Here is a 23,602-nt window from a genome sequence, read left to right on the forward strand (position 1 = left end):
GGAGCATACCCCCCTCATGATCCGCTTCTTTGCTACCTGCCTGGCGCTGATCCTACTGGCCCTTCCCGCCGCGGCCTTCGATACCAAGGCCACAGCGGCCTATGTCTTTGACCAGACCACCGGCACCGTCTTGCTGACCAAGAACGCGGACACCCCCTTGCCGCCTGCGTCGATGTCCAAACTGATGACGCTATACATGGCGTTTGAGGCCATTGAACGGGGCAAACAGAACGGCGGTCTGGATCTGGTGGAAAAACTGCCAGTTTCCAGCCATGCGATGGCCTATGGTGGGTCGACGATGTTTCTGGACACCACGGACCGGGTCAAGGTCGAAGACCTGCTGCGAGGGATTATCGTGCTGTCCGGCAATGATGCCTGCGCTGTGATTGCCGAGGCTTTGTCGCCCGATGGCACCGAATACGGCTTTGCCCGAATGATGACCCAGCGGGCACAGCAATTGGGCATGACCAATTCCACCTTTGCCAATTCCAATGGCTGGCCGCAGGCCGGACATCTGATGTCGGTGCGCGATCTTGGCCTCTTGGCGAACCGGATCATCACTGATTTCCCCCAATATTATCCGCTGTTCTCGGAGCGCACGTTTGCCTTTGACGGTCGTGCGCCAAAAAACACCACGAACCGCAATCCATTGCTCGGCCTTGGGATCGGGGCGGACGGGCTGAAGACCGGACACACCAATGAGGCCGGTTATGGCTTGGTTGGGTCGGCCAAACAGGGCGACCGCCGGGTGATCTTTGTGCTGTCGGGTCTGGGCAGTTCGTCGGAGCGGGCGCAAGAAGCCGAAGCCATCGTCAATTGGGCCTTCCGGCAGTTCTCGCAAAAATCGCTGGGCGCGGCCGGCAAACGTCTGGCCGATGCGCCTGTTGCCATGGGCGTGTCCGATAGTGTCGGCCTTGAGTTGCAGGATGATCTGTCGGTTCTGGTGCCGGTCTCCGGCGGTGTCAAAGTGACCGGAGAGGTAATCTACACCGGCCCGATCCATGCGCCAATTGCCAAGGGGGATGTGCTTGGCGAATTGCGGGTTGAGCGGGGCGATCTGCCCGAAGTGCGCGTGCCGCTGGTCGCCTCTGACGCGGTTGAACCGGGCGGTTTCATGGTCAAGGTGACTGCCGCCGCACGACATTTGCTGGCGCGTCTGAATGCCGGACCGCAGGACGCATCGTGAGCCAACCGGGACTTTTTATCAGTTTTGAAGGCATCGACGGTTCTGGTAAATCGACGCAGGCGCGTCTTTTGGCCGAAACGCTTGAGGCGCAGGGTATCGACGTTGTTCTGACCCGTGAGCCGGGCGGTTCACCCGGCGCGGAAGAGATCCGCGCCTTGGTGTTGCAGGGTGATCCGGATCGTTGGTCAGCCCGCACAGAAATCCTGTTGTTCACCGCCGCCCGCCGCGATCATCTGGAACGCACGATCCAGCCAGCACTGGATGCGGGAAAAGTGGTGATCTGCGACCGTTTTGCCGATTCCACGCGGATGTATCAGGGGCTGTCGCGCGGCGATCTGCGCGGCATCGTCGATCAGTTGCACCACCTGATGATCGGGGTTGAACCGGACCTGACCATCTTGATCGACATGGATCCGGCGAAAGGCCTATCGCGTGCCCTGTCGCGCCAGACGGTGGAAGAGCGGTTCGAGGACTTTGGCGAAGATCTGCAAAAGGCGATGCGAGCCGGGTTTCTGGCACTGGCCAAAGAATACGCAGAGCGGTTCGAGGTGATCGACGGTGCCCGCGAGATCGACGAAGTCGCGGGGGAAGTTCTGGCGACGGTCAAGGCCCGGCTGGGCAAAACTGCTCAAGGCTGATATCAGGCTGCCCCGGCCATGCCCAAAAGCACCGCTTTGCTTGCCTCATCGGATGGAAAAAACAACTCGATCTTGAGATCATCCAAGGACAGATCCTCTGCCGTGCCGAACTGCGCGATGGTCGAGAACAATGACAACTGCTGATCGCCGATGCGATAGATTGTGGGAATAACCGGCGGCGTATCCTCTGTGCCTGATGGCCCCGCCGCTTTGGTCAATTCCTCCGCCACCGCATCAAACCGCGCATCGCCGCCCCGCCCTGCGCTTTCGGTGCGCAGCCGCAGCGCCAGATGCTGTGCCACTTCGGGCCAGTTCACAATCACCTGCGGCAATAGATCTGAGCTGGAAATTTCCAGCAAATCCGCCCCTTCGTTGACCCCCAAGATGCCAAACAGTCGCTGCGCCGATTGGTTCATCCGCACCACCCGCCACATCCGGTCCAGCGCAAAACCGGGATAGGGATCATGGCGCATCAACATGTGATCAATCGCGGCGCGGATCGGGGCCATCTGCGCATCCTGCCAATCCCGCCCCGGATATCGCGCGGCAAAGCCTGCAAGGGTCAGCATCTGATTGCGCACCGCCAGAGGCAGATACAGCGCCGCGCCCAAACGTTCCACCATCTCGCGGCTGGGCTTGGCGCGTCCTGTTTCCAAAAACGACAGATGCCGCGAAGAGACCTCTGCCTCCAGCGCCAGATCAAGCTGACTGAAACGGCGCTGCTTGCGCCAGGATTTGAGGCTGTCTGAAAATGTGGTCATGGGATCAGACTATCACGAATATTGGCGCGGCACAGTTACCTCGGAGGTAATTGATTTGCCTCCTTCCAATGGCGCATCACTGTGCCAGTTCAATGTCACAGGAGGCTGCCATGCCAGCACAATCTGCAAAAAGACTTGGCCAGTTCGCGGCCATCACCGTGATCGGCTTTGGCCTGATCACCGCCCTTGGCTCCAACTCCACCACAAGCGCACTGCCGAATTTTCTGGTGGATCTGCTGCATTGGCCTTTCAACGGGCTGGAACAGGTGGATACCCCCGCCGCCCGCGTCATCGCGGCGATCGCAGGCGGGGTCATGGTCGGCTGGGGCATCAACTTGCTGCTGATCACCAACCATCTTTTTGACACCAACAACCGCCTTTGGTGCTTGCTGGTGTTTCCGGGGCTGGCCTGTTGGTACGTGGTGGACAGCACCGGATCGGTCTTGTCCGGCGCGTGGCTGAACGCCTGGCTCAACCTCAGCTTTCTGGTGATGTTTGGTGCGGCCTATTGGATGCGCAGCCGGGCCGTGGACCGCGCTCAGACCGTTTGATACCCTTCGGCAGCGGTCGGGGTTTTTCGCCGCCACCGCCGCCCTGCCCCATTCCATCCGCCCGCAAACATGCTAAACGATTGGCATGACTGATGACGCCCCTCAACCCGATCGCGTAACCGGTGCGCTGCACCCCCGCGACACGCCCCGCTTGATCGGGCAAGGCGCGGCTGAGGCGGCCTTTCTTGACGCATTCAACGCAGGTAAATTGCACCACGCGTGGCTGCTTTCTGGTCCGCGCGGGGTGGGCAAGGCCACGCTGGCATGGCGGCTGGCGCGGTTCTTGCTGGCCACACCGGACCCTGAGGATGGCGGCATGTTCGCGGCGGAACCGGCAACCAGCCTGAGCATCCCCGAAGATCACCCCGTGGCGCGGCGCATTGCCTCCGGCGGTGAGGGCGCGGTGAAATCGGTCACGCGCTCCATCAATCCTGACACCAAGAAAATGCGCAAACAGATTGTCGTGGACGATGTACGGGCGCTGAACGGATTTTTCCAGATGTCCGCAGCGGATGGCGGTCGGCGTGTGGTGATCATCGATGATGCTGATGAGATGAACCCGAACGCCGCCAACGCCCTGCTCAAGATGCTGGAAGAGCCACCTGAACGGGCGGTGCTGCTGCTGATCAGCCATCAACCCTCAAGCCTGCTGCCAACGATCCGGTCGCGCTGCCGGACCCTGCGGCTTGGCACCCTGTCACCCGATGAGATGGCGCAGGCGCTCGGCGCCTCAGAGATTGAAGTCAGCGGCGACGCGGCAGCCTTGGCGGAACTTTCTGGCGGATCAGTGGGCGGTGCAATGCGTCTGTCTTTGATGGGTGGGCTACAAATCTATGCTGAATTGATCGCGCTGATGTCGTCCCTGCCCCAGATGGACCGCGCCCGCGCCCTCAAACTCGCCGAAGCCGCCGCGCAACGCGGGGCGGAAGAGAAACTGACCTTGCTGTTCACATTGGTTGAACTGCTTTTGGCGCGGCTGGCCCGCACCGGCGCCACCGGATCCCCGCCCGCCACCGAGGCTGCGCAGGGTGAAGCGGCTGTGTTGGCCCGTTTGTCACCAACGCCTTACCAAGGCCGGATCTGGGCCGATGTCGCAGCAGAGATTTCGGCACGCGCCCGCCACGGGCTCGCGGTCAACCTTGACCCTGCCGCGCTGGTCCTAGATACCCTGCTGAAGATGGCCCAAGCGGCCCCGCGATAAGACAGGACCGCAGGCATGACGCAGACGCCGCAGATCACAGACAGCCATTGTCACCTTGATTTTCCCGACTTCGAAGGCCAGCTGGACGAGATTGTCGCCCGCGCCGCCCGTGCCGGTGTGACGCGCATGGTCACGATCTGCACCAAGCTCAAGAACGAACCTTCCGTGCGTGCCATCGCAGAGGCGCACGATCCGGTCTTTTATGCCGCTGGCACCCACCCGATGTCCGCCGCGTCAGAGCCGCTGACCAGCACGGACGAGCTGATCGCGCTGGCGCAGCATCCCAAGTTTGTTGGCATTGGCGAGACCGGCCTTGATTATCATTACACCGCCGACAGCGCCCAGGTGCAGAAAACCTCGCTGCGCATCCATATCGACGCGGCGCGGCAAACCGGCCTGCCCCTGATCATTCATGCCCGCGACGCCGATGATGATATGGCCCGCATTCTTGCCGAAGAGTTCAAGCAAGGGTCTTATGCTTGCGTGATGCATTGCTTTTCCTCCTCCCCCGCGCTGGCCCGTGCCGCGCTTGACCTGGGGTTTTACCTCAGCATGTCGGGCATCACCGCCTTCCCCAAATCCACCGAACTGCGCGAGATTTTTGCCAACTGCCCGCTGGACCGCGTTCTGGTGGAAACCGACGCGCCCTATCTTGCGCCGCCGCCCCATCGCGGTAAGCGAAATGAGCCGGCCTATACCGCCCATACCGCGCAAAAGGCGGCGGAAACCTTCGGGCTGGATTATGCCGAATTCGCGGCCCAGACGCAGGCCAACTTTGACCGCCTCTTTGCCAAGGCTGCGGCCTATCAGGTGCCCGCCTGATGGCTCAAATGCGCATCACCATCCTGGGCTGCGGCTCTTCTGGCGGGGTGCCACGCCTTGGCGGGCATTGGGGCGCATGCGATCCGGAGGAGCCAAAAAACCGCAGAGGCCGCTGTTCCGCTTTGGTGGAACGGATCGGGCCCGAGGGCACAACATCCGTGCTGATCGACACCTCCCCCGATATGCGACAACAGCTCTTGAATGCCGGGGTGAGCCGCCTCGATGCGGTGCTCTACACCCATTCTCACGCCGACCACGTGCATGGGCTCGATGATCTGCGCATGATCGTGATCAACATGCGCGCCCGCCTGCCGGTCTGGGCGGATGCACCCACGCGCGCGGCCCTGCTGGAACGGTTCGGTTATGCCTTTATCCGCCCCGAAGGCTCAATGTATCCGCCGATCCTCGACATGCACGACATTGAGGGCGATGTCACAATCGACGGCCCCGGTGGCGCATTGACCTTTACGCCGTTTCTGGTCAACCACGGCGGCATGGATGCACTGGGCTTCAAGATGAACAACGTTGCCTATCTGCCTGATGTTGCAAGTATTCCCGATGACGTCTGGCCACATCTCCAGAGCTTGCGCTGCTGGATCGTCGATGCCCTGCGCCGCGATCCACACCCCACCCACAGCCATCTGGAGCAAACTTTGCAATGGATCGCCGAAATGGCTCCGCAAGAGGCGGTGCTGACCAACATGCACAACGATATGGACTATCAAACCCTGCGCGGCGAACTGCCCGCACATATTTCGCCCGCCTATGACGGTATGACGCTCAACTTCGAGATCGACTGAACTTCATTTGGCCCTTTAAACCTCCACGGGGGTGTGGGGGTGTGAAACCCCCACCGCAACGCCTCCACCAAACCCAAGGCCCACGACGTGCAAACCCTGCTTGATGTCATTCTGCCCGTCTTTCTGGTCATCGGATTTGGCTATGTGGCGGTGTGGAAAAACCTGTTTCCGGCCTCTGGCATCGACGGGGTGATGAAGTTCACCCAGAACTTCGCCATCCCCTGCCTGCTGTTTCAGGCCATCGCCCATCTGGATCTCTCCGCCTCGCTGACCCCGGCCCTGATGACCAGCTTCTTTGGCGGCGCAGCGATCTGTTTTGCCCTCGGCATCTTTGGTGCCCGGCTGTTGTTCAAGCGCGATTGGGAAGACTGCGTTGCCATCGGTTTTTGCTGCCTGTTTTCCAACTCTGTCCTGCTGGGCCTGCCGATCACTGAACGGGCCTATGGCACGGATGCGCTGGCGGGCAACTTTGCCATCGTCGCTTTTCACGCGCCGTTCTGCTACGGGCTGGGCATTACGGTGATGGAGGTGGTGCGCAACCGCGGTGAAACCGGGCTGACCATGCTGCGCAATGTGGGGCGGGCGATGTTCCGCAATGCGCTGGTCATTGGCATTCTGGCAGGCTTTGCCGTCAACCTTAGCGGGCTGACCATCCCCACCGTTGTCGAAGACGCGCTGTCCCTGATTGTCCGCGCTGCCCTGCCCGCCGCGCTGTTCGCGCTTGGCGGTGTGTTGATCCAATACCGGCCCGAGGGCGATATGAAAGCCATCGCCATGGTTTGCGGCATTGCGCTTTTGGTGCATCCGGCCTTGGTCTGGACATTCGGATCGGCACTGTCATTGCCAACGGACGCCTTTCGATCCGGCGTTTTGACCGCCGCAATGGCACCAGGTTTCAACGCCTATATCTTTGCAAATATGTATGGCCGGGCGCGGCGGGTTGCGGCCTCGTCGGTGTTGATTGCCACCGCGATATCAATCCTGTCGGTCTGGTTCTGGCTGGGCGCATTGCCCTAAACGCTCAGACTAACCCCAGAACCGGCGCGACCGTGGCCTGATCAAAATTGGCTCCGCACAGCACGATGACTGACGTTTGCCCGGCAAAGCGTGGCCGATCCTCCAGCCAGGGGGCCAAGGCCAACCCGGCGGACCCTTCCACAAGCATCTTTTCATCCCAGGCGATGCGCCGCATGCCTTCGGCAATCTGGTCTTCGGTGCAGGTGATGAACTCATCCACCACCTCCGTTACCAGCGGCAGGGTGATCGTACCTTCGTCGATGCCGCCCGCGCAGCCATCGGCAAGCGTATCGGAATGTACCACATCAACAGTTTTGCCCGCTTTCACACTGGCGTCCAGCGCAGCGGAATTGATGGCGCTGACCCCGATCATGCGGGTACGCGGCGAAAACGCCTTGAGCACCGATCCGATGCCCGAGATGAGGCCACCACCACCAAGCGACACAAAAACGTTGTCGATCTGCGGCAATTGCTCCAACAGCTCAAGCGCAAGAGTGCCTTGTCCGGCGATGATCTGCGCATCGTTATAGGGCGAGACATAGGTGTGGCCGCGCTCTTCTGCGACAACCCGCGCATGACGTTCAGCCAGCCCGGAATCATTGGAATGCAAGATCACCTCAACACCCAAGGCCTTGATCTTGTTAAGCTTATCTTTTGCCACCGTTTCAGGCAGCACCACGGCCAGTTGATGGCCCGTGATCTGCGCCGCCGTTGAAAGCGCGATGCCGTGATTGCCCGAGGAGGCGGTGATCACCGGCTGGTCCACTGGCAGGGACGTCAGTTTCGACAGCGCCCCGCGAAACTTGAACGATCCCGTGCGCTGAAAATTCTCGGCCTTGAAGAACAGACATGTGCCATCCTCAAACACCCGTTTTGACGGCAGACAGGGGGTCGGCGGCAACCATTGCGCAATGCGGCGGCGCGCCTGAACGCTGGCGGCGGCCTGTTGCAGGACGAGGGGCGATGGGGTCATGTGGTGTCTCCTTGCCCGGCCAATCTATGCGGCCCATGCGGCAGGCACAATCCACCCGCACACACCCTTGTTTTGGCCACTGGCACATTGGCGAAAAATGGGCCTTACTGGCGATAAATCCGATTGTCTGGAGGTTTCTCATGCAACTGCGCGCCCATCACCCCTATCCCTCTCGCCGGTCGGCGGTTCTGGCTGGCAATATGGTGGCCACCTCGCAGCCATTGGCGGCGCAGGCCGGGGTTGCGATGTTGGCGCGGGGCGGCAATGCGGTGGATGCGGCCCTCGCCACCGCAATTGCTTTGACGGTGCTGGAACCGACAGGCAATGGCATCGGGTCAGACGCCTTTGCGATCCTTTGGGATGGCAATGAGCTGCACGGGCTCAATGCCTCTGGCCGCTCCCCTGCGGGATGGACGGCTGACCGGTTTGCTGGCCAAACCGAAATGCCCTTTCGCGGCTGGGAAAGTGTGACAGTGCCCGGCGCGGTCTCGGCTTGGGTGATGCTGTCAGACCGGTTTGGCAAGCTGCCTTTTGCCGATCTGTTCGCACCCGCCATCCGCTATGCCGAAAGCGGCTTCCCCGTCTCGCCCGTCATTGCCAGCCTCTGGGCGCGGGCGGCAGAGGAGTTGCACGCGCAACCCGGTTTTGCCGAGACCTTCATGCCAAATGGCCGCGCCCCCCAGGCCGGAGAGATATTTGCCAGCCCCGGCCATGCCCACACCCTGCGCCGGATTGCCGACACAGAGGGCGCTGCCTTTTATCACGGTGACATCGCACAAAAGGTTGCGGCATTTGCTGCCGAACATGGCGCAGCCCTGACAGCGGATGATCTGGCAGCGCATGAGGTAGATTGGTGCGGTACGATCTCAAAAAACTTTGACGATGTAACGCTGCACGAGATCCCCCCAAACGGTCAGGGCATTGCGGCGTTGATGGCGCTGGGGATGCTGAGCCATACCGCGATCCGCGATCTGGATGCTGATGATCCACAAGCGATGCATTTGCAGATCGAGGCGATGAAGCTCGCCCTGGCAGATGCAGAAACCTATGTGGGCGATCCGGGCTATATGGACCACGTCGGGGCGGATGATTTGCTGGATGACGATTACCTCAAGGCGCGGGCCGCATTGATTGATCCGGCGCGGGCGCAGGATTTTGGTGCGGGTGCGCCCAAACAAGGCGGCACGGTTTATCTGACGGCGGCGGATGCATCAGGCATGATGGTGTCCTTCATCCAGTCCAACTATGCCGGTTTTGGCTCTGGCGTAGTGGTGCCCGGAACCGGCATTGCCTTGCAAAACCGTGGCGCGGGGTTCTCGCTTGACCCACGCAATCAAAACTATGTCGGCCCGAACAAGCGCCCGTTTCACACGATCATTCCCGGTTTCGTTATGGGGCCCGAGGGGCCGCGCATGAGTTTTGGCGTGATGGGCGGGCCGATGCAGGCGCAAGGGCATGTGCAAATGGTGCTGCGCTGCGAGTTGTTTGGCCAGGACCCGCAGATGGCCGCAGATGCGCCACGCTGGCGCGTGACCGAAGGGTTGGGTCTGGCCTGCGAGACCACCCTGCCAGAAGCGACCCTGGCCGCGCTCACCGGATTGGGGCACGAAATCACGCTGGAGGCACCTGACAATGCCTTTGGCTTTGGCGGGGCGCAATTGATCCGGCGTTTGCCGGGCGGCGGCGGTTACGCTGGCGGATCGGACCCGCGCAAGGATGGGGCCGCCATCGGGTTTTGACGCAGCGTCAGGCACCTGATCCAGCGGCCGGTTTGATCCACCTCAACGCGGCAATGCAGCATCGCAGCTAAACTTAAGGGGACGGCAACAAAGCAAAGGACCACCCCCGTGGGCACACAGAATTATCCTGACCTGACCAAAGGCATCGCAACCCAGATCGGTGCATTGCGCAAGGGCATTCCTGACACGATGAAGGGCTTTGGCGATATGGCCAAACACGCCGAGGCCGAGGGCGCATTGGATGGCAAAACCAAAGAGCTGATTTCGATGGGAATCGCGATTGCCCTGCGCTGTGACGGGTGCATCGGGTTTCACACCAAGGCTCTGTTGCGGCTGGGGGCAACGCGGCAGGAATTTCAGGAAATGCTGGGCGTGGCGATCTATATGGGCGGTGGGCCGTCCTTGATGTATGCGGCCCAAGCCATGGACGCATGGGAACAATTTGGCGGCAGCGCTGAATGATCCGGAACCGATTGTTGCGCCCGGCCTGAACCGGGCGCGGCTTTGATCTAGGTGGACGGCATAATCCAGAAACCTCTCAAGCTGTACCTCTTGGTTACCTGTGCAGTGTCTTCCTTTGGGTCTATCGGTTCCGAATTGAATATTCAGGCCTGTCGCGCGACCAATGCCGCACGCAGTCGTTGGTTTTCCTCCTGAAGGGCAGCGATTTCCCCGCCTGCCTCTGCATCGGTCAAACGGCGCGGAATGTGACGCGGGCAGTTCCAATCAAATGCGTCCACGGTTATTTTCATCAGCCGTTCCGTGCCCGGCGGTGCGAGATCCGGCAATTGCGCCGGCCAATCGGGGCTGGCCTGTTCAATCGTTTGTGCACGGCCCCAGATTTTCAGGCGGCGGGCATTGGGATAATCCATCAAGATCAACGAGACACGGTCATTTCCACTGAGGTTGCCAAGGCTCAGATACTGCCGATTGCCGCGTACATCCGCATAGGCAAGGGTTTTGGCATCCAGCACACGCAGAAAACCGGGCGTGCCGCCGCGAAATTGAACATAGGGCCAGCCGGTCTCGGACACGGTGGCTTGGTAAAACCCGTCCCTCGCATGGACAAACGTCGCCTCTTCGGGGCCAAGTGTGTCGCCGCCGGACCGTTCATCGGTCAGGAATTTTGCGTAGCTGCCCGATCCGTTTCGGTCTTGTGCAGCACGCACGGCGGGGGTGAATGCAATTTCAGCAAAGGCATAGGCCATGGTCTGTTCCTCTAGTTCAATAATGCACGATCAACCGGGAATGTCTCCACAAGGTTAACTGATCGGTTCACGTATGACGTAAGTTGTACTGATCGGTTAATGTTATCAAATCAATTTTTGCGTTACTGCGTATCTACACGTCATAACCGGCTCAAAACACGACGGGAAACCACTGATTTTTCGAGATTTACTTGACCGGCAACAGATTTGAAGTAATTTACAGATCAGTCAATGTTGAGGCCCGGATGAGCAAGAACAAGCGAAGTGAATTGCTTCAAAAAGCCTTGCTGCTGTTCTATCGGAACGGCTTTCACGCCACGGGCATGGATCTCGTGGCCAAAGAGACCGGCGTCTCCAAAACCTCGATCTACAAACACTTCCGCACCAAGGAAGAATTGATCCTCGCGGTGCTGCGTTTGCGCGACGAGGGCTTTCGCAATGACCTTTACCGCCGCATGGAAGAGACATCCGAAACGCCGCAAGGGCAATTGCTTGCGCTTTTCGACGTGCTCAAGGACTGGTTCAAGGAGGACAGTTTTAAGGGCTGTATGTTCATCAAGGCCAGCGCCGAATTTCAGGACAAGAACCACGCAATCAACGCGCAGGCCTTTGCGCATAAACAATTGCTGACCGATCATCTGGCCAAGCTGGCGACGCAGGCCGGCTACCCCCACCCCGAAGATTTGGCGCGCAAGTTGGTGATCCTCAAGGAAGGAGCGATCGTGATGGCCGCGATGTCCCACACCACAGCCAGCGCTGATGAAGCCAAGGAAATCGCCAAGGTTCTGCTGGCGGACTAATGCTGTGCCGCAGCCACCCTGAGTGATCCATTACGCAGCACCAGCCGTAGCAAAGGCAAGACCGTTCTTGAGCAATGTGAGGCCGCCAGTGATGCATCTTCCCCGAGTGAGCCTGTTTGCCTTTGTTCTGGCCGCAGCGGGCGTGCCGCTTTATATCCATCTGCCAAGGTTTGCCGCGGTCGAGCTTGAGATGAGCCTCGCCACCCTTGGCGTTATCCTTTTGGCCATCCGGGCTGTTGATCTGGTGCAGGATCCGGCAATCGGCTGGGCCATTGACCGTTGGCCACGGGCCCAATGGATCTTTGGCACAGCGGCGCTGCTTGGCCTATCCATTGGTTTTCCCTTGTTGTTTTCGCTTGATGCCGGTCCGCAAGTGGCACTGCGCTTGACCCTGACCTTGGTGCTTCTGTTTTCGGCCTATAGCTTGGGGATGATCCTGCTTTATGGGCGCACGGCCACCCTGGCACCGGGAAACGCCCTGCCCGACACCATGCGGCTGGCGGCGTTTCGCGAGACCGGTATGTTGGCCGGGGTGATCTTTGCCGCCCTTGCGCCGCTTGGGTTTGCGGCATTGGGCGGTGATGGATATTTGATGTTTGGCCTTTCACTTTGTGCGGTCGGGGTTGTGGCCGCCCTGCTCACCGCGCCCCTTTGGCGGCGCATCCCCCTGCCCGCCAAGGGGTTCTCCATCGAACGGTATCGCGATCCGGCGATTGGGCGGCTTTTGTTGCTGGCCTTGGTCAATGGGTTGCCGGTTGCGGTGACGTCCACCCTTTTTGTGTTCTTTGTCGAGGACCGGTTGCAATTGCAGGGCCAGGCCGGTCTTTTGCTGCTGGTATTTTTTGCTGCCGCTTTGGTCAGCGTGCCGGGCTGGACGGTCCTTGCGCGGCATATATCGCCGCGCAAGGTGCTGTTGCTGGCGATGCCGCTTGCGATTGCAGGGTTCATCGGCGCGGCGTTTTTGCCGGTAGGCAGTGGTCTTGGTATGGCAGCGATCTGCGCCGCATCCGGCGCGGCCCTCGGGGCCGAGATGGTGATCCTGCCGGTGCTGTTTGCAGACGCCCTCAACAAAGCCGGACTGAAAGCCTCAGAAGGGTTTGGCCTATGGTCGTTTGCCGGAAAACTCGGGCTCGCGCTGACCTCTTTTGCCCTGCTCCCGCTGCTGCAAGGGGCAGGCTTCACGCCCGGACAGGCCAACAGCGATCAGGCGCTTTGGGCGTTGACGCTTTGCTATGCGGTGCTGCCTTGCGTTTTGAAACTTGCAGCCGTTGCCCTGGTTTGGCGCCTCCCGGAGTGAAGGTTTGGCCTGATTGCAGGCGCAACTGCCCTCCTGTGTTTCAGTTTAAAGAGGGGCGTTGATCTTCCACGAAAGGAACTGTGGTGCGGGTGAAGGGACTTGAACCCCCACGCCTTGCGGCGCCAGAACCTAAATCTGGTGCGTCTACCAATTCCGCCACACCCGCACGATTTGCCAAAGGCAACAGGCGGGTGACTATCAAAACCTCAAACGCTTGGCGAGGGCAAAAATGACTGCCCTTAAGATGATCTTTGCATCTATGCCCGACAACCGGAGCAAAGCGGGCACTGGAGGGGCAGAATGGAACCGAACCCAAGCGATCGCGGCGTCCATCAACCCGGTCTCCCGCACAGGATGACACCACATCTTTTGCCGCGCGGAGGCCTGCCGGCGGGCACGAACGTGCTTACCTCCGATGGCGCCTTGCCGGTTGAATTCCTATCTGCGGGGGACCGGATTGTCAGCCGTGATGCTGGGTTTGTGGCCGTGCGCGGGGTGCGGCGCGATCTTTGGGGCGGCGCATGGGCAATGGTGCGTGCGGGCGCATTTGGTCCGGGCATGCCCGAGGTGGATCTGCCATTGCCGGCGGCGCAACAGGTGCTGCTGCGGGGCGATCTGGCCGTGGCGATTGCGGGCCAGACGCAGGTTCTGATGCCGCTGTCTGAACTGGTAGGACAGTCAGGTTTCCAAACCTGTGACATTGGCCCGTCCCTTGTGTTTGCCATCTGCTGCGGCCCGCCGCAGGTGATTTACGCAGGCGGGGTCGAGCTGTCTACGGCGGGCTGCGGCGATGGCCTTGGCGGCTAAAGCCCCATTGCGCGGAACACCTTGGGCAGTTCTTCTGGCAGATCTTCGGCAATCAGACCCGGACCAAAAGAGGCGGCACATTCCACGTGAAGGTAGGCGGCGATCTCGGCCATGGTGATCAGCTCAGCGCTGTTGTCAGAGGCGGCAAGGCCCGCGATCAAACCGGCCAGAACATCACCGGCACCAGCGGTTGCCAGCCACGGCACCCGCCGGTCATAGGCTGCCGCATGCACGCTTGCGCCGCCCTCCGGCGTGGCAATCACGGTGTCTGGCCCTTTCAGAAGGACGATGCACCCTGCCCGCTCCGCCGCCTGCCGTGCGACGTCGATCTTGGAAAGACCATCCCGCCGCGACAAGGCCAGATCGGGGAAGAGCCGGGCAAATTCGCCCTCATGCGGGGTGAGGACAGTGCGCGGATGACATTGGGCAAAAAGCGCAGCGGGATCGTCGGCAAAACTGCCAAGCGCATCTGCGTCCAGCACCACAGCCGGATCGCGCCACGCCCGTGCACCGGCGCGCTGCGCCAAAACCTGGCCGACCAGATCGCGGGTGCGGTCATTCACGCCAAGGCCGGGGCCGATGCAATAGGCTGTGACCCTGTCATCCGCGACGGTGCTCAGCGGCGCGTCCTTAGCCAAGGGGCGCAGCATGATCGCATCCAATTGGCAGGCGTTCTCGATCAAGGCGGAGGGCGGGCAAAGCAGTGTCACGACCCCCGCCCCTGACCTCAGCGCCGCCCGCGCGGCAAGCCGCCCCGCCCCGCCGCGTCCGACCCCGCCTGCAAAAACCATCACATGCCCATGGTCGAACTTGTGACCGTTGTGTCGGGATTTCCCGATAAAGGATCCCGGCCAGATGCGCGGGGGCAACTTTGATCCTGCAAAGACCGGCGTCACCAGCCGGGCGCGGCTGTCGTCAGGCGGCTGGCCCAGCATGCTGCGTTCCGGATCGGATTTGCGCAAACCAATATCCGCGATCACGACCGCCCCGCAAACCAACGGCCCGACGCCCAGATAATGCCCCGGTTTGGGTGTGTGGAAGGTGACGGTCAGCTGCGCCAGGTTGGTGGATATGACGTCGCCGGTCTTTTCCAGATCTTGCGGCACCAGGCCAGTGTCAAGGTTCAGCCCCGACGGACAATCAACGGCAACGCGCCGGATCGAGGACCGGCTTTTCCATTTGATCTTGCCCAAGGCGGCAAGAGCCTGCTGCACCATGGGTGGTAGTGGGCGCGTCAGACCAGTGCCAAAGACCGCATCAAAAATCAAATCGGGCCGCGCCGCCACTCGCAGGTTTTTGGCTGTTAGCTCCAAGACGCCGCCCAGCGCGGTCCAGCGGGTATAATTGGCTTTGGCATCTGGGGGCAGTTTGTCTGCGTCACCAAAAAGAAACAGATCGACCTCCCAGCCTGCATCCTTGAGCAACCGCGCAATGACAAATCCATCTCCGCCGTTGTTGCCCGGCCCGCATAGAACAAGCGCGCGGTGCGACACTTGCGCCAGCTCTGGCCAATGCGAAAATGCAGCGTCAATGACACCCTGCCCGGCCCGCTCCATCAGGTCCAATCCGGTGACGGCGCCGCTGTCCATTGCGGCCTGTTCCACCGCGCGCATTTGCGCGGATGTCAGCAATTCGGTCATGGCCCGAGATCCCCCGATTCATTTCTGCCTGTTTTTTGTGCGCTCTGCCCAAATACCGAGCGGGGCGCAGAAAATCACCGCGCCCATTTGTCCCAAGCTACCGCAGCAGATGGATTCTCAACAGGTTAAATGAAATGAGAACCCCAAGCGATTTCATCCACGAAGGGGCACGCCATGAAAAAGATCGAAGCGATCATCAAACCGTTCAAGCTGGACGAGGTGAAAGAGGCCCTGCAAGACGTTGGCGTTCAGGGCCTGTCCGTGATCGAGGTCAAGGGCTTCGGCCGTCAGAAAGGCCATACCGAGCTCTATCGCGGTGCGGAATACGTTGTTGATTTCCTGCCCAAGGTCAAAGTCGAGGTGGTTCTTGACGATGATCAGGTCGATGCCGCCATCGAGGCCATCGTAGACGCCGCAAAAACAGAAAAGATCGGCGACGGCAAAATTTTTGTCTCGCCCGTTGAGCAAACGATCCGCATTCGGACCGGCGAAACCGGCTCGGACGCGCTGTAATCTATCCATCCATCTTAAGAAATAGGTATCATCATGAACAACAAAGAGTTCCTGAAAAAGATCAAGGACGAAGACATCGAATATGTCGACATCCGTTTCACCGACACCCGCGGCAAGCTGCAGCACGTGACAGTTGTAAACGATCTGGTTGACGAAGACTTCCTCGAAGAAGGCTTTATGTTTGACGGCTCCTCCATCGCGGGTTGGAAAAGCATCGAAGCCTCCGACATGAAGCTGATGCCGGATGTGTCCAGCGCCTATATTGATCCATTCTATGCGGAAAAGACCATCTGTGTGCATTGCTCTATTGTTGAGCCTGACACGGGTGAAGCTTACGAGCGTGACCCGCGCGGCACGGCGCAGAAGGCCGAAGCCTATCTGAAGTCTTCCGGCATTGGTGACATTTCCTACTTCGGCCCCGAAGCGGAATTCTTCCTCTTTGACGATGTGCGGTTCTCCAACTCGATCAACAAAGTGTCCTACGAAGTGGACGCCTCTGACGCATCCTGGAACACGGACACCGAGTATGAGATGGGCAACATGGGCCACCGTCCAGGCCTCAAGGGCGGCTATTTCCCTGTGAACCCAACAGATGAAGCGCAGGATCTGCGGGCGGAAATGCTGTCCACGATGAAGCGTTTGGGCATGAAAGTGGACAAGCATCACCACGAGGTTGCGTCCTGCCAGCACGAATTGGGTCTGATCTTTGGCTCCCTGACCGAACAGGCGGATGAGCTGCAGAAGTATAAATACGTGATCCACAACGTGGCCCATGCCTATGGCAAATCCGCGACCTTCATGCCCAAGCCGATCTATGGCGATAACGGATCTGGCATGCACGTGAACATGTCGATCTGGAAGGACGGCAAGCCATTGTTTGCAGGCGACAAATATGCCGACCTGTCACAGGAGGCCCTTTGGTTCATTGGCGGTATCCTGTCGCACGCCAAGGCGCTCAATGCCTTCACCAACCCGGCGACCAACAGCTACAAGCGTCTGATCCCTGGTTTCGAAGCGCCTGTTCTGCGGGCCTATTCCGCGCGTAACCGCTCCGGCTGTGTGCGTATCCCATGGACCGAAAGCCCAAAGGCCAAGCGTGTTGAAGCCCGTTTCCCTGATCCGGCAGCCAACCCCTACCTGTGCTTTGCAGCCCTGCTGATGGCTGGCCTTGACGGCATCAAGAACAAGATCGATCCCGGCGAGGCGATGGACAAGAACCTGTATGATCTGCCTGCTGAAGAGCTGGCCGGCATCCCAACGGTTTGTGGTTCCCTGCGCGAAGCAATGGAAGAGCTGGAAGCAGACATGGACTTCCTGCTGGCCGGTGACGTGTTCACCCGTGATCAGATCGAAGGTTATATCGAGCTGAAGATGGAAGAGGTGCACAAATACGAGCACACGCCTCACCCTGTTGAGTTTGGCATGTATTACAGCGTGTAATTTCAGAGACTTACACTATTCACGAAAGGGCGTCCCATTTGCGGGCGCCCTTTTTGGTTTGTCCAAATCGTCGCGGCCAAACCATGATTGCGCCCCAATATGGCCAGAATTGCCTCGAATAAATGGGCTCGTGAATAATTAGTGAGCATACGATGGCAATCTCAACCACAACCTTTGCAGAACGCATCGGCCGGATAGAGAAGCACCAGAGCGGAAGGCTGACAGTCGAAACGTGCAGCAGTCCCCAGTTGAGTGCGGGTAAAACCAGGCGGACACGGTTTACGTTTCCGTTCTTCTTTGGTGTCGGCATTCTGACGGGCGGTTCGGCGTATGCCTGGGTCGTGACGCGGGCCGATCCGCAATGGGTGATGGTTCTGACCACTTGGACCAACGGTTGATGCAACAGGCCGCAGTTGCCCGTTGAAACAAATCCAAACCTTGTTAATCTTCGTTAAGTTCGGATTTTTGAGGTTCCCCCAGTATGTTTAAAAAGTCACTCCTTACCGTTGCGGCGCTTGCCGTCCTGGCAACCCCTGCCCTGTCAGCAGAATGCATCACCAGCAAAGGCAGCTTTGGCGCCTACAAGCAGAGCTTGGCAAAAGACGCAGCCAAGGCGGGCGTGGGCCAACGGGGACTTCAGGCGTTGAACGCGGCCAGCCTGTCAGACATCACCTGGCGTTTTGAATCGCGCCCCTCCAGCCAGACCGGCGTATCGCAGGGTGATCCGGCGCGGTTCCTGGCCAAGCGATCCGGCAGTTCGGCGCAAAACTTTGTCAACCAGACACGCAAGAAGATTGCCCGCAATCCCAATACCTTCGCCGCGATTGAGCGGACATACGGAGTTCCGGCCAGCCTTTTGGCAACGATCTGGGGACTTGAGACAAGCTGGGGCGGCTATTTGGGAAAGACACCCATTGTGAGCGGTGCGGTGACTTTGTCGTCCTATTGCCGCCGCCATCCCAAGTTTGAAACCCACGCCATTGCCGCGCTCAAGATGGCCGATCGCGGTGTGATCTCCGGCAAGACCCGCGGTGGTCCCTCGGGCGAATTGGGGCATATGCAGTTTCTGGCGGGCAACTGGCTGCGCTATGGGGTGGATGGCAATGGTGATGGCCGTGCCGACCCCTATACCGCCGCAGATGCCCTGGCCACCGCGGCCAATATGCTGCGCAAAAACGGCTGGAAGCCCGGCAAACCCTTCGGCCAGGGCACCCGCAATTTCAAGGTGCTGTCGGTCTGGAACGACAGCGGCAACTATCAACGCGCCATCGCTTATGCGGCAGGGCTGGTGGAGTAGTAGGCGAGAATTTGATCAGGTCGAGACAATATCAAAGGCTGCTTTGAACCCATTGATACCCCATGAGATGAAGCCGAATTGCCAAATCTCCGATTTGGCAGCGCCCGAACCGCCCCCACGGGGCGGGCGCTTTGCTTCCGCCCCTCGGTTCGGGCGCGATGGCGCCTTTAGGGCAGCCTTTTCCGCAAAGCCGTCTCTGCCCCCCAATTGCCCTCTGCCGCTCTTCAACCCACGCCCCCTTGCACACCGCCATTCCTCCCCCTATATGACCGCCAAGGGTCAGGCCCCTGCCATCCGCAATCCGGTGAAGTCCTGAATTGTTTTCAAACCTTCAATCTCGCTGATTGATAGGCAACGCGGATCCCTTTCACCCGACGCGAGTGCAGGAGTGTTTGATATGACCAATCCTATTCCGTCCCGTGATGTGCTCAAGGCACAGGCCAAACGCCTGCGCAGTGATTTGAATGCACGCGGCCAGACCATCAGTCACGCAGAAGCGCTGGAAACCATTGCCCATCAGTGGGGCATGCGCGATTGGAACACCATCGCGGCCAAAGCGGCCAATGCCCATCCCGGCTGGACCCCCGGTCAGCGGATATCGGGGCGCTATCTGGGCCATGCCTTTCGCGGCGAGGTCAAGGCGGCGCGGCTGTCGTCCAATGGCTATTGGTCGCTGACCCTTCGCTTTGACGAGGCGATCGATGTGGTGGCGTCCGAGCTGTTCAGCTCGTACCGGCGGCAGGTGAATACCACCGTGAATGCAGCCGGTGTGTCACCGCAGAAAACGTCGAACGGGGTGCCGCATATGGTGCTGGATGTCGCCTGAGCAAAGGGGCGCAGGTCGTTTGATCTGCGCCCGACGCGGCCCAAAACTAACGCCGAACAACCCATGTATGTATGGTAAAGATCACCGCATCCGTGCGCGGCATCCGGATGATGCATTGACGCTCTGATCTGTTGAAACGTTCCACTTCCCCCACAGCCTTGCGCCGCGGTTGGTGCAGATCCGCCTCAACATAGCTCAGCCGGTTGAACCGCCACAGGGGCCGCCCGGCCCGCACGCCGTCAAACATCCGCTGTACCCGTCGGGCAATGTCATCATCGTATTCCGGCACTGGGATATGAATATCAACCAACGGCTTGCCTGCCTTTTCCGCCAATCGCCAATTGGCCGGAAAACACAGAACTGCGCCGGTCAATACGTGTTCATCCCCGCGCTTTTGCAAAATACAGATATCTTCTTGCACCAAATGGCCAAGGGTGAGCAGAGGTTGCTCATAGTCCAGCGGCACAATGCGGCCATCGGGGCAGATCACCTCATCCCCTGCCCGTTCAAATCCCAGCCCCGGTAACAGATGCAGGGCCTCCTCCAACGCTTCCTGCGCAGCGGGCAATGCGGCGGGGTCCATCCACAGCACAGCCTCGCGTTTCTCGGCCAGCAGTTGGGCACGATAGGCCAGTTGCGCGGCGTAAGCCTCATCCACGCGCAGCCAGTCATCAGGCGCACAGGGGCCAACCCCAGGCAGTTTGTTCTCAACGGTTTGCGGCGGCGGCAGATGCTCTTGCAGGATCTCGGTCATGGACGGACCATATGAAGACCAACCCGCCTTGTCGTGCAAAAACGACACCTCTTTCTGTCGGATTTCAGCAACCCTTGGCATTTCAAACAGGCACTCTGATCCAAACAAGCGTTGGAGCCCACCATGAACAGCCATTATCGCGACACCCGCAAGATTGATCCGAAATTGGGCAGCACCCTTGCCGATGGCAGCCCCAACGACAACAACCGCATTGAGATCGGCCCGACGCAGCTGGCGTTTGACGAATGGCGGGGGGCGGGGCTGGAGATGCCAAATCTTGAAAAGATGCGCCGCTACAGATGGGAACGGCTGACCCGCCATGTGGTGGACCGCGGCTATGGCGGCATCTTGATGTTTGACCCCCTCAACATCCGCTATGCCACCGACAGCACCAACATGCAGCTTTGGAACACCCACAATCCGTTTCGGGCGGTTCTGCTTTGCGCCGACGGCTATATGGTGATCTGGGACTACAAGAACTCCCCCTTCCTGAGCGAGTTCAACCCACTGGTGCGCGAACAAAGGTCCGGTGCGGACCTGTTCTATTTTGATCGAGGCGACAAGGTTGATCTGGCGGCAGATGTGTTCAGCAACGAAGTGCGGGCGCTGATTGCGGAACACGGCGGCGGCAATATGCGGTTGGCGGTGGACAAGATCATGCTGCACGGGTTGCGAGCGCTTGAGGCGCAGGGCTTTGAGATCATGGACGGCGAAGAGGTCACCGAAAAAAGCCGCTCGATCAAGGGACCGGACGAGATTTTGGCGATGCGCTGTGCCTCTCATGCCTGCGAGGTCTCTGTGCGCGCGATGGAGGATTTTGCCCGCGCGGCTGTGCCAAATGGGAAAACGTCCGAAGATGACATCTGGGCGGTTCTGCACGCCGAGAACATCAAACGCGGCGGCGAATGGATTGAAACGCGGCTTTTGGCGTCCGGGCAACGGACCAATCCATGGTTTCAGGAATGTGGCCCGCGCATCACCCAGCCCAACGAGATCATTGCCTTTGATACCGATCTGATCGGCAGTTATGGCATTTGCGTGGATATCTCCCGCACATGGTGGGTAGGAGATCAGAAGCCGCGTGCAGACATGATCTATGCCATGCAACACGCGGTTGAGCATATTCAGACCAACATGCAAATGCTCAAACCCGGTGTGATGATCCCCGAATTGACCGCCGGTACGCATGTGCTGGACGCGCAGTATCAGGCCGGAAAATACGGCTGCCTGATGCATGGCGTGGGCCTGTGCGATGAATGGCCTCTCGTGGCCTATCCTGATCACGCGGTTGCGGGGGCTTACGACTACCCGCTGGAGGCCGGCATGGTGCTGTGTGTGGAGGCGCTGGTCTCGCCCGAGGGCGGGGATTTTTCGATCAAGCTGGAAGATCAGGTTTTGGTCACAGAAGATGGATTTGAAAACCTGACAACCTATCCCTTCGATGCGGCCTTAATGGGCGACTAAAGCCAGGTTCAATATTTATCATTCGAATACAGATGCTTGAGGCGGGTTTCCGCCCCATTCCTTTGCGCGCGCCAAGTGGCATATGTCATAAGACACCTTGGAATTACCCGGCATTTGCCCAAATTTTTGCACAATTCGCGCCTATCTCGGTCCTCGGCATTAAGCCCTAGTAGGTCAGAAGACTGAACATCCCGAGAAATGAGGAGAGCAGTCATGTCGTCCATTCTCAACAATAATTCCGCAACGGTGGCCCTGGCCACACTCAAAAATGTCAGCCGTGGTCTGAATGAAACCCAGTCGCGTATTTCTACCGGTTTGCAGGTACGCTCCGGTAAGGAAAACGCCGCCTATTTCGCCATCTCCGAAACGATGAAGGGCGACAGCGGCATGTTCAAGGCCATCAACGAAGGTATGACAGCCACGAAAAACTCCGTTGCAACCGCCCGTCTTGGCGCCGAAACAGTCAAGGATCTGGCCAACCAGATGGTTGAGCGTATCGCGTTTGCCCAAAGCGATGGTGTTGACAAAGCCGACGTTCAAAGTGAACTCGACGCTCTGGCCGAAAACATGCAATCCGCCATTGATCAGGCCACCTTTAACGGTGACGATCTGGTGGGTGCCGCGTCTTCGACCGTGACAGTTGTCAGCGGTATTTCCCGCGCCAGCGGTTCTTTCGCAACAACCACAATCAGCTTTGATACAGTTGACCTTCAGGCGATTCAGACCGCAATGGCAGCGGTTGATGTGACCGACACTTCAACAACCATGGCGGCCAAACTGGTCGTGGCCGAGGGCCAGCTGTCCAACGCGATTGACGCGGCGACGTCTATGGGCGTGACCGAGAAAACGCTTGAAGGCCAGATGGACTTTCTTGACAGCCTGACAGACACGCTGGATTCCGGCATCAGCTCCATGGTGGATGCGAATATGGAAGAAGAAGCGGCCCGTCTGCAGGCCTATCAGGTGCAGCAGCAGTTGGCGACGCAGTCCCTGTCGATTGCCAACCAGGCACCAGGCAACATTCTGAGCCTGTTCCGTTAATCGGCTGCCAATCTTGGAAATTTGCCCCGTCCGGTCCTGCCGGGCGGGGTTTTCTTTTGTTTCGCGCGTGCCCGCCGCGCCGCAATTGTCCTTCAAACCTGCTGACCCGTGGCCCTAGGTTTGCTAACGTCCCATTGTCGCTTTGATGGATCAGGGCAAAGTAAAGTGGGAAAAACCAATGCTTGACGTCGATGAAGAGATCACCAGCCTTTCGCGACTGCGTGAATTGCTGCCCACAGAAGGGTTCACAAACACCTTTTTGAAGGTCACGGACAAAATCACTCCTGTTGCGACCCAGTTTATCGAAACCGCGCCCTTTATCGTGATCGGCACCAAATCCTCGGACGGTCTGATCGATGTTTCACCCAAAGGGGATCCGGCCGGATTTGTTGAGGTCTATGACGAAAAGACCCTGATCATCCCCGATCGGTTGGGCAATCACCGCGTGGATGGATTTCAGAATATTCTGGAAGATCCGAACGTTGCGATCCTGTTTATTGTGCCGGGGCATGGCGACACGCTGCGCGTTGCGGGCAAGGCGAGGATTGTCAAAGACAAGTCGATCAGCGCACGACATGCGATCAAGGGCCGCGCTCCAATGTTGGCATTGGTTGTTGAGGTCGAGGAGGTCTTTATGCATTGCTCGAAGTCCTTGATCCGATCGCGCCTGTGGCAGCCTGATCATTGGCCGGCGAGAAAGACAGCGCCAACGCTGGCTGAATGGGTGATTGAAGTGGTCGACAGAGACCAGACCCTGGACGAGGTCCAGGAGGACCATTCCACTGACGAGGCAGAGCGCCTGTATTAGAACCGGTGCAATGGCAGTC

25 protein-coding genes and 1 tRNA gene are annotated in these 23,602 nt (G+C 59.3%); 20 read left to right on the top strand and 6 right to left on the bottom strand.

Annotated features, from left to right (window positions below; all coding sequences use genetic code 11):
- Positions 1-16 precede the first annotated feature (16 nt).
- Entirely contained in the window at positions 17-1,186 is a 1,170-nt protein-coding gene (locus tag K3754_RS12090) for a D-alanyl-D-alanine carboxypeptidase family protein (protein ID WP_259937615.1), read from the top strand.
- Positions 1,183-1,824 carry a dTMP kinase gene (gene tmk, locus K3754_RS12095; protein WP_259937617.1) on the top strand — a complete coding sequence of 214 codons (642 nt, stop codon included), beginning with the start codon at positions 1,183-1,185 and terminating at the stop codon, positions 1,822-1,824. The genes K3754_RS12090 and tmk overlap by 4 nt, the downstream gene beginning before the upstream one ends.
- A gap of 2 nt (positions 1,825-1,826) precedes the next feature.
- Here the strand turns inward: tmk and K3754_RS12100 are convergent, their stop codons facing one another.
- Positions 1,827-2,585 carry a helix-turn-helix domain-containing protein gene (locus K3754_RS12100; RefSeq protein ID WP_259937619.1) on the bottom strand — a complete coding sequence of 253 codons (759 nt, stop codon included), beginning with the start codon at positions 2,583-2,585 and terminating at the stop codon, positions 1,827-1,829.
- 110 nt (positions 2,586-2,695) lie between these two features.
- Between K3754_RS12100 and K3754_RS12105 the strand changes: the two genes are divergently transcribed.
- From K3754_RS12105 to K3754_RS12125, 5 genes are all read left to right on the top strand, one after another.
- Complete coding sequence (locus tag K3754_RS12105) at positions 2,696-3,136, top strand: hypothetical protein (RefSeq protein WP_259937620.1); 441 nt, start codon at positions 2,696-2,698, stop codon at positions 3,134-3,136.
- A gap of 85 nt (positions 3,137-3,221) precedes the next feature.
- Entirely contained in the window at positions 3,222-4,337 is a 1,116-nt protein-coding gene (locus K3754_RS12110) for a DNA polymerase III subunit delta' (protein ID WP_259937622.1), read from the top strand.
- A 15-nt stretch (positions 4,338-4,352) separates the two neighbouring features.
- Entirely contained in the window at positions 4,353-5,159 is an 807-nt protein-coding gene (locus tag K3754_RS12115) for a TatD family hydrolase (RefSeq protein WP_259937625.1), read from the top strand.
- Positions 5,159-5,959, top strand: coding sequence for an MBL fold metallo-hydrolase (locus K3754_RS12120; RefSeq protein ID WP_259937627.1), 801 nt, complete (start codon positions 5,159-5,161; stop codon positions 5,957-5,959). The genes K3754_RS12115 and K3754_RS12120 overlap by 1 nt, the downstream gene beginning before the upstream one ends.
- An 87-nt stretch (positions 5,960-6,046) precedes the next feature.
- A complete protein-coding gene (locus tag K3754_RS12125; RefSeq protein WP_203210824.1) occupies positions 6,047-6,976 on the top strand; it encodes an AEC family transporter in 930 nt (309 codons plus the stop codon).
- 4 nt (positions 6,977-6,980) lie between these two features.
- Here the strand turns inward: K3754_RS12125 and K3754_RS12130 are convergent, their stop codons facing one another.
- Positions 6,981-7,949, bottom strand: coding sequence for a pyridoxal-phosphate dependent enzyme (locus K3754_RS12130; RefSeq protein WP_259937631.1), 969 nt, complete (start codon positions 7,947-7,949; stop codon positions 6,981-6,983).
- A 140-nt stretch (positions 7,950-8,089) separates the two neighbouring features.
- Here K3754_RS12130 and K3754_RS12135 point away from each other — a divergent pair, with 140 nt between their 5' ends.
- Positions 8,090-9,688 (top strand): gamma-glutamyltransferase family protein, encoded by a 1,599-nt coding sequence (locus K3754_RS12135; protein WP_259937641.1) that lies wholly within the window; start codon positions 8,090-8,092, stop codon positions 9,686-9,688.
- Positions 9,689-9,796: 108 nt separating this feature from the next.
- Complete coding sequence (locus K3754_RS12140; RefSeq protein ID WP_037911663.1) at positions 9,797-10,150, top strand: carboxymuconolactone decarboxylase family protein; 354 nt, start codon at positions 9,797-9,799, stop codon at positions 10,148-10,150.
- A gap of 143 nt (positions 10,151-10,293) precedes the next feature.
- Here K3754_RS12140 and K3754_RS12145 read toward each other — a convergent pair whose 3' ends face one another.
- The gene (locus K3754_RS12145) at positions 10,294-10,896 is read right to left on the bottom strand and encodes a pyridoxamine 5'-phosphate oxidase family protein (protein ID WP_259937648.1); all 603 of its coding nucleotides are present in this window, start codon (positions 10,894-10,896) and stop codon (positions 10,294-10,296) included.
- 245 nt (positions 10,897-11,141) lie between these two features.
- Here K3754_RS12145 and K3754_RS12150 point away from each other — a divergent pair, with 245 nt between their 5' ends.
- Positions 11,142-11,696 (top strand): TetR/AcrR family transcriptional regulator, encoded by a 555-nt coding sequence (locus K3754_RS12150; protein WP_259937650.1) that lies wholly within the window; start codon positions 11,142-11,144, stop codon positions 11,694-11,696.
- A 91-nt stretch (positions 11,697-11,787) separates the two neighbouring features.
- Positions 11,788-12,993, top strand: coding sequence for an MFS transporter (locus tag K3754_RS12155; protein ID WP_259937651.1), 1,206 nt, complete (start codon positions 11,788-11,790; stop codon positions 12,991-12,993).
- 81 nt (positions 12,994-13,074) lie between these two features.
- On the opposite strand, the gene K3754_RS12160 is transcribed toward K3754_RS12155, so the two are convergent.
- Positions 13,075-13,159: transfer RNA gene (locus tag K3754_RS12160), tRNA-Leu, on the bottom strand.
- A gap of 236 nt (positions 13,160-13,395) precedes the next feature.
- Here K3754_RS12160 and K3754_RS12165 point away from each other — a divergent pair.
- Complete coding sequence (locus tag K3754_RS12165) at positions 13,396-13,800, top strand: Hint domain-containing protein (RefSeq protein WP_259937655.1); 405 nt, start codon at positions 13,396-13,398, stop codon at positions 13,798-13,800.
- Here the strand turns inward: K3754_RS12165 and K3754_RS12170 are convergent.
- On the bottom strand, positions 13,797-15,440 hold the full coding sequence (locus tag K3754_RS12170; protein ID WP_259937656.1) for an NAD(P)H-hydrate dehydratase: 1,644 nt from the start codon (positions 15,438-15,440) through the stop codon (positions 13,797-13,799). The genes K3754_RS12165 and K3754_RS12170 overlap by 4 nt on opposite strands.
- Positions 15,441-15,614: 174 nt before the next feature.
- On the opposite strand from K3754_RS12170, the gene K3754_RS12175 reads away from it, so the two are divergent.
- From K3754_RS12175 to K3754_RS12195, 5 genes are all read left to right on the top strand, one after another.
- Positions 15,615-15,953, top strand: coding sequence for a P-II family nitrogen regulator (locus K3754_RS12175; RefSeq protein ID WP_025044188.1), 339 nt, complete (start codon positions 15,615-15,617; stop codon positions 15,951-15,953).
- Positions 15,954-15,986: 33 nt separating this feature from the next.
- On the top strand, positions 15,987-17,393 hold the full coding sequence (glnA, locus tag K3754_RS12180; protein ID WP_259937676.1) for a type I glutamate--ammonia ligase: 1,407 nt from the start codon (positions 15,987-15,989) through the stop codon (positions 17,391-17,393).
- A 152-nt stretch (positions 17,394-17,545) separates the two neighbouring features.
- Positions 17,546-17,791 carry a hypothetical protein gene (locus K3754_RS12185; RefSeq protein WP_203210815.1) on the top strand — a complete coding sequence of 82 codons (246 nt, stop codon included), beginning with the start codon at positions 17,546-17,548 and terminating at the stop codon, positions 17,789-17,791.
- An 83-nt stretch (positions 17,792-17,874) separates the two neighbouring features.
- Positions 17,875-18,690 carry a lytic transglycosylase domain-containing protein gene (locus K3754_RS12190; RefSeq protein WP_259937680.1) on the top strand — a complete coding sequence of 272 codons (816 nt, stop codon included), beginning with the start codon at positions 17,875-17,877 and terminating at the stop codon, positions 18,688-18,690.
- Between the two features lie 397 nt (positions 18,691-19,087).
- On the top strand, positions 19,088-19,516 hold the full coding sequence (locus tag K3754_RS12195; protein ID WP_203210813.1) for a glyoxalase superfamily protein: 429 nt from the start codon (positions 19,088-19,090) through the stop codon (positions 19,514-19,516).
- Positions 19,517-19,562: 46 nt separating this feature from the next.
- Here K3754_RS12195 and K3754_RS12200 read toward each other — a convergent pair whose 3' ends face one another.
- A complete protein-coding gene (locus K3754_RS12200) occupies positions 19,563-20,270 on the bottom strand; it encodes a DUF3445 domain-containing protein (protein WP_259937682.1) in 708 nt (235 codons plus the stop codon).
- 123 nt (positions 20,271-20,393) lie between these two features.
- Here K3754_RS12200 and dddP point away from each other — a divergent pair, with 123 nt between their 5' ends.
- The 3 genes from dddP to K3754_RS12215 all read left to right on the top strand — a co-directional run bounded on the left by dddP (position 20,394) and on the right by K3754_RS12215 (position 23,583).
- Positions 20,394-21,734 carry a dimethylsulfonioproprionate lyase DddP gene (gene dddP / locus K3754_RS12205; RefSeq protein WP_259937684.1) on the top strand — a complete coding sequence of 447 codons (1,341 nt, stop codon included), beginning with the start codon at positions 20,394-20,396 and terminating at the stop codon, positions 21,732-21,734.
- A gap of 213 nt (positions 21,735-21,947) precedes the next feature.
- The gene (locus K3754_RS12210) at positions 21,948-22,775 is read left to right on the top strand and encodes a flagellin (protein ID WP_259937685.1); all 828 of its coding nucleotides are present in this window, start codon (positions 21,948-21,950) and stop codon (positions 22,773-22,775) included.
- Between the two features lie 178 nt (positions 22,776-22,953).
- Entirely contained in the window at positions 22,954-23,583 is a 630-nt protein-coding gene (locus K3754_RS12215; RefSeq protein WP_259937688.1) for an MSMEG_1061 family FMN-dependent PPOX-type flavoprotein, read from the top strand.
- Positions 23,584-23,602: the final 19 nt, after the last annotated feature.

Origin of the sequence: Sulfitobacter sp. M368, from assembly GCF_025141875.1 — a bacterium.
GTDB lineage: Bacteria > Pseudomonadota > Alphaproteobacteria > Rhodobacterales > Rhodobacteraceae > Sulfitobacter > Sulfitobacter mediterraneus_A.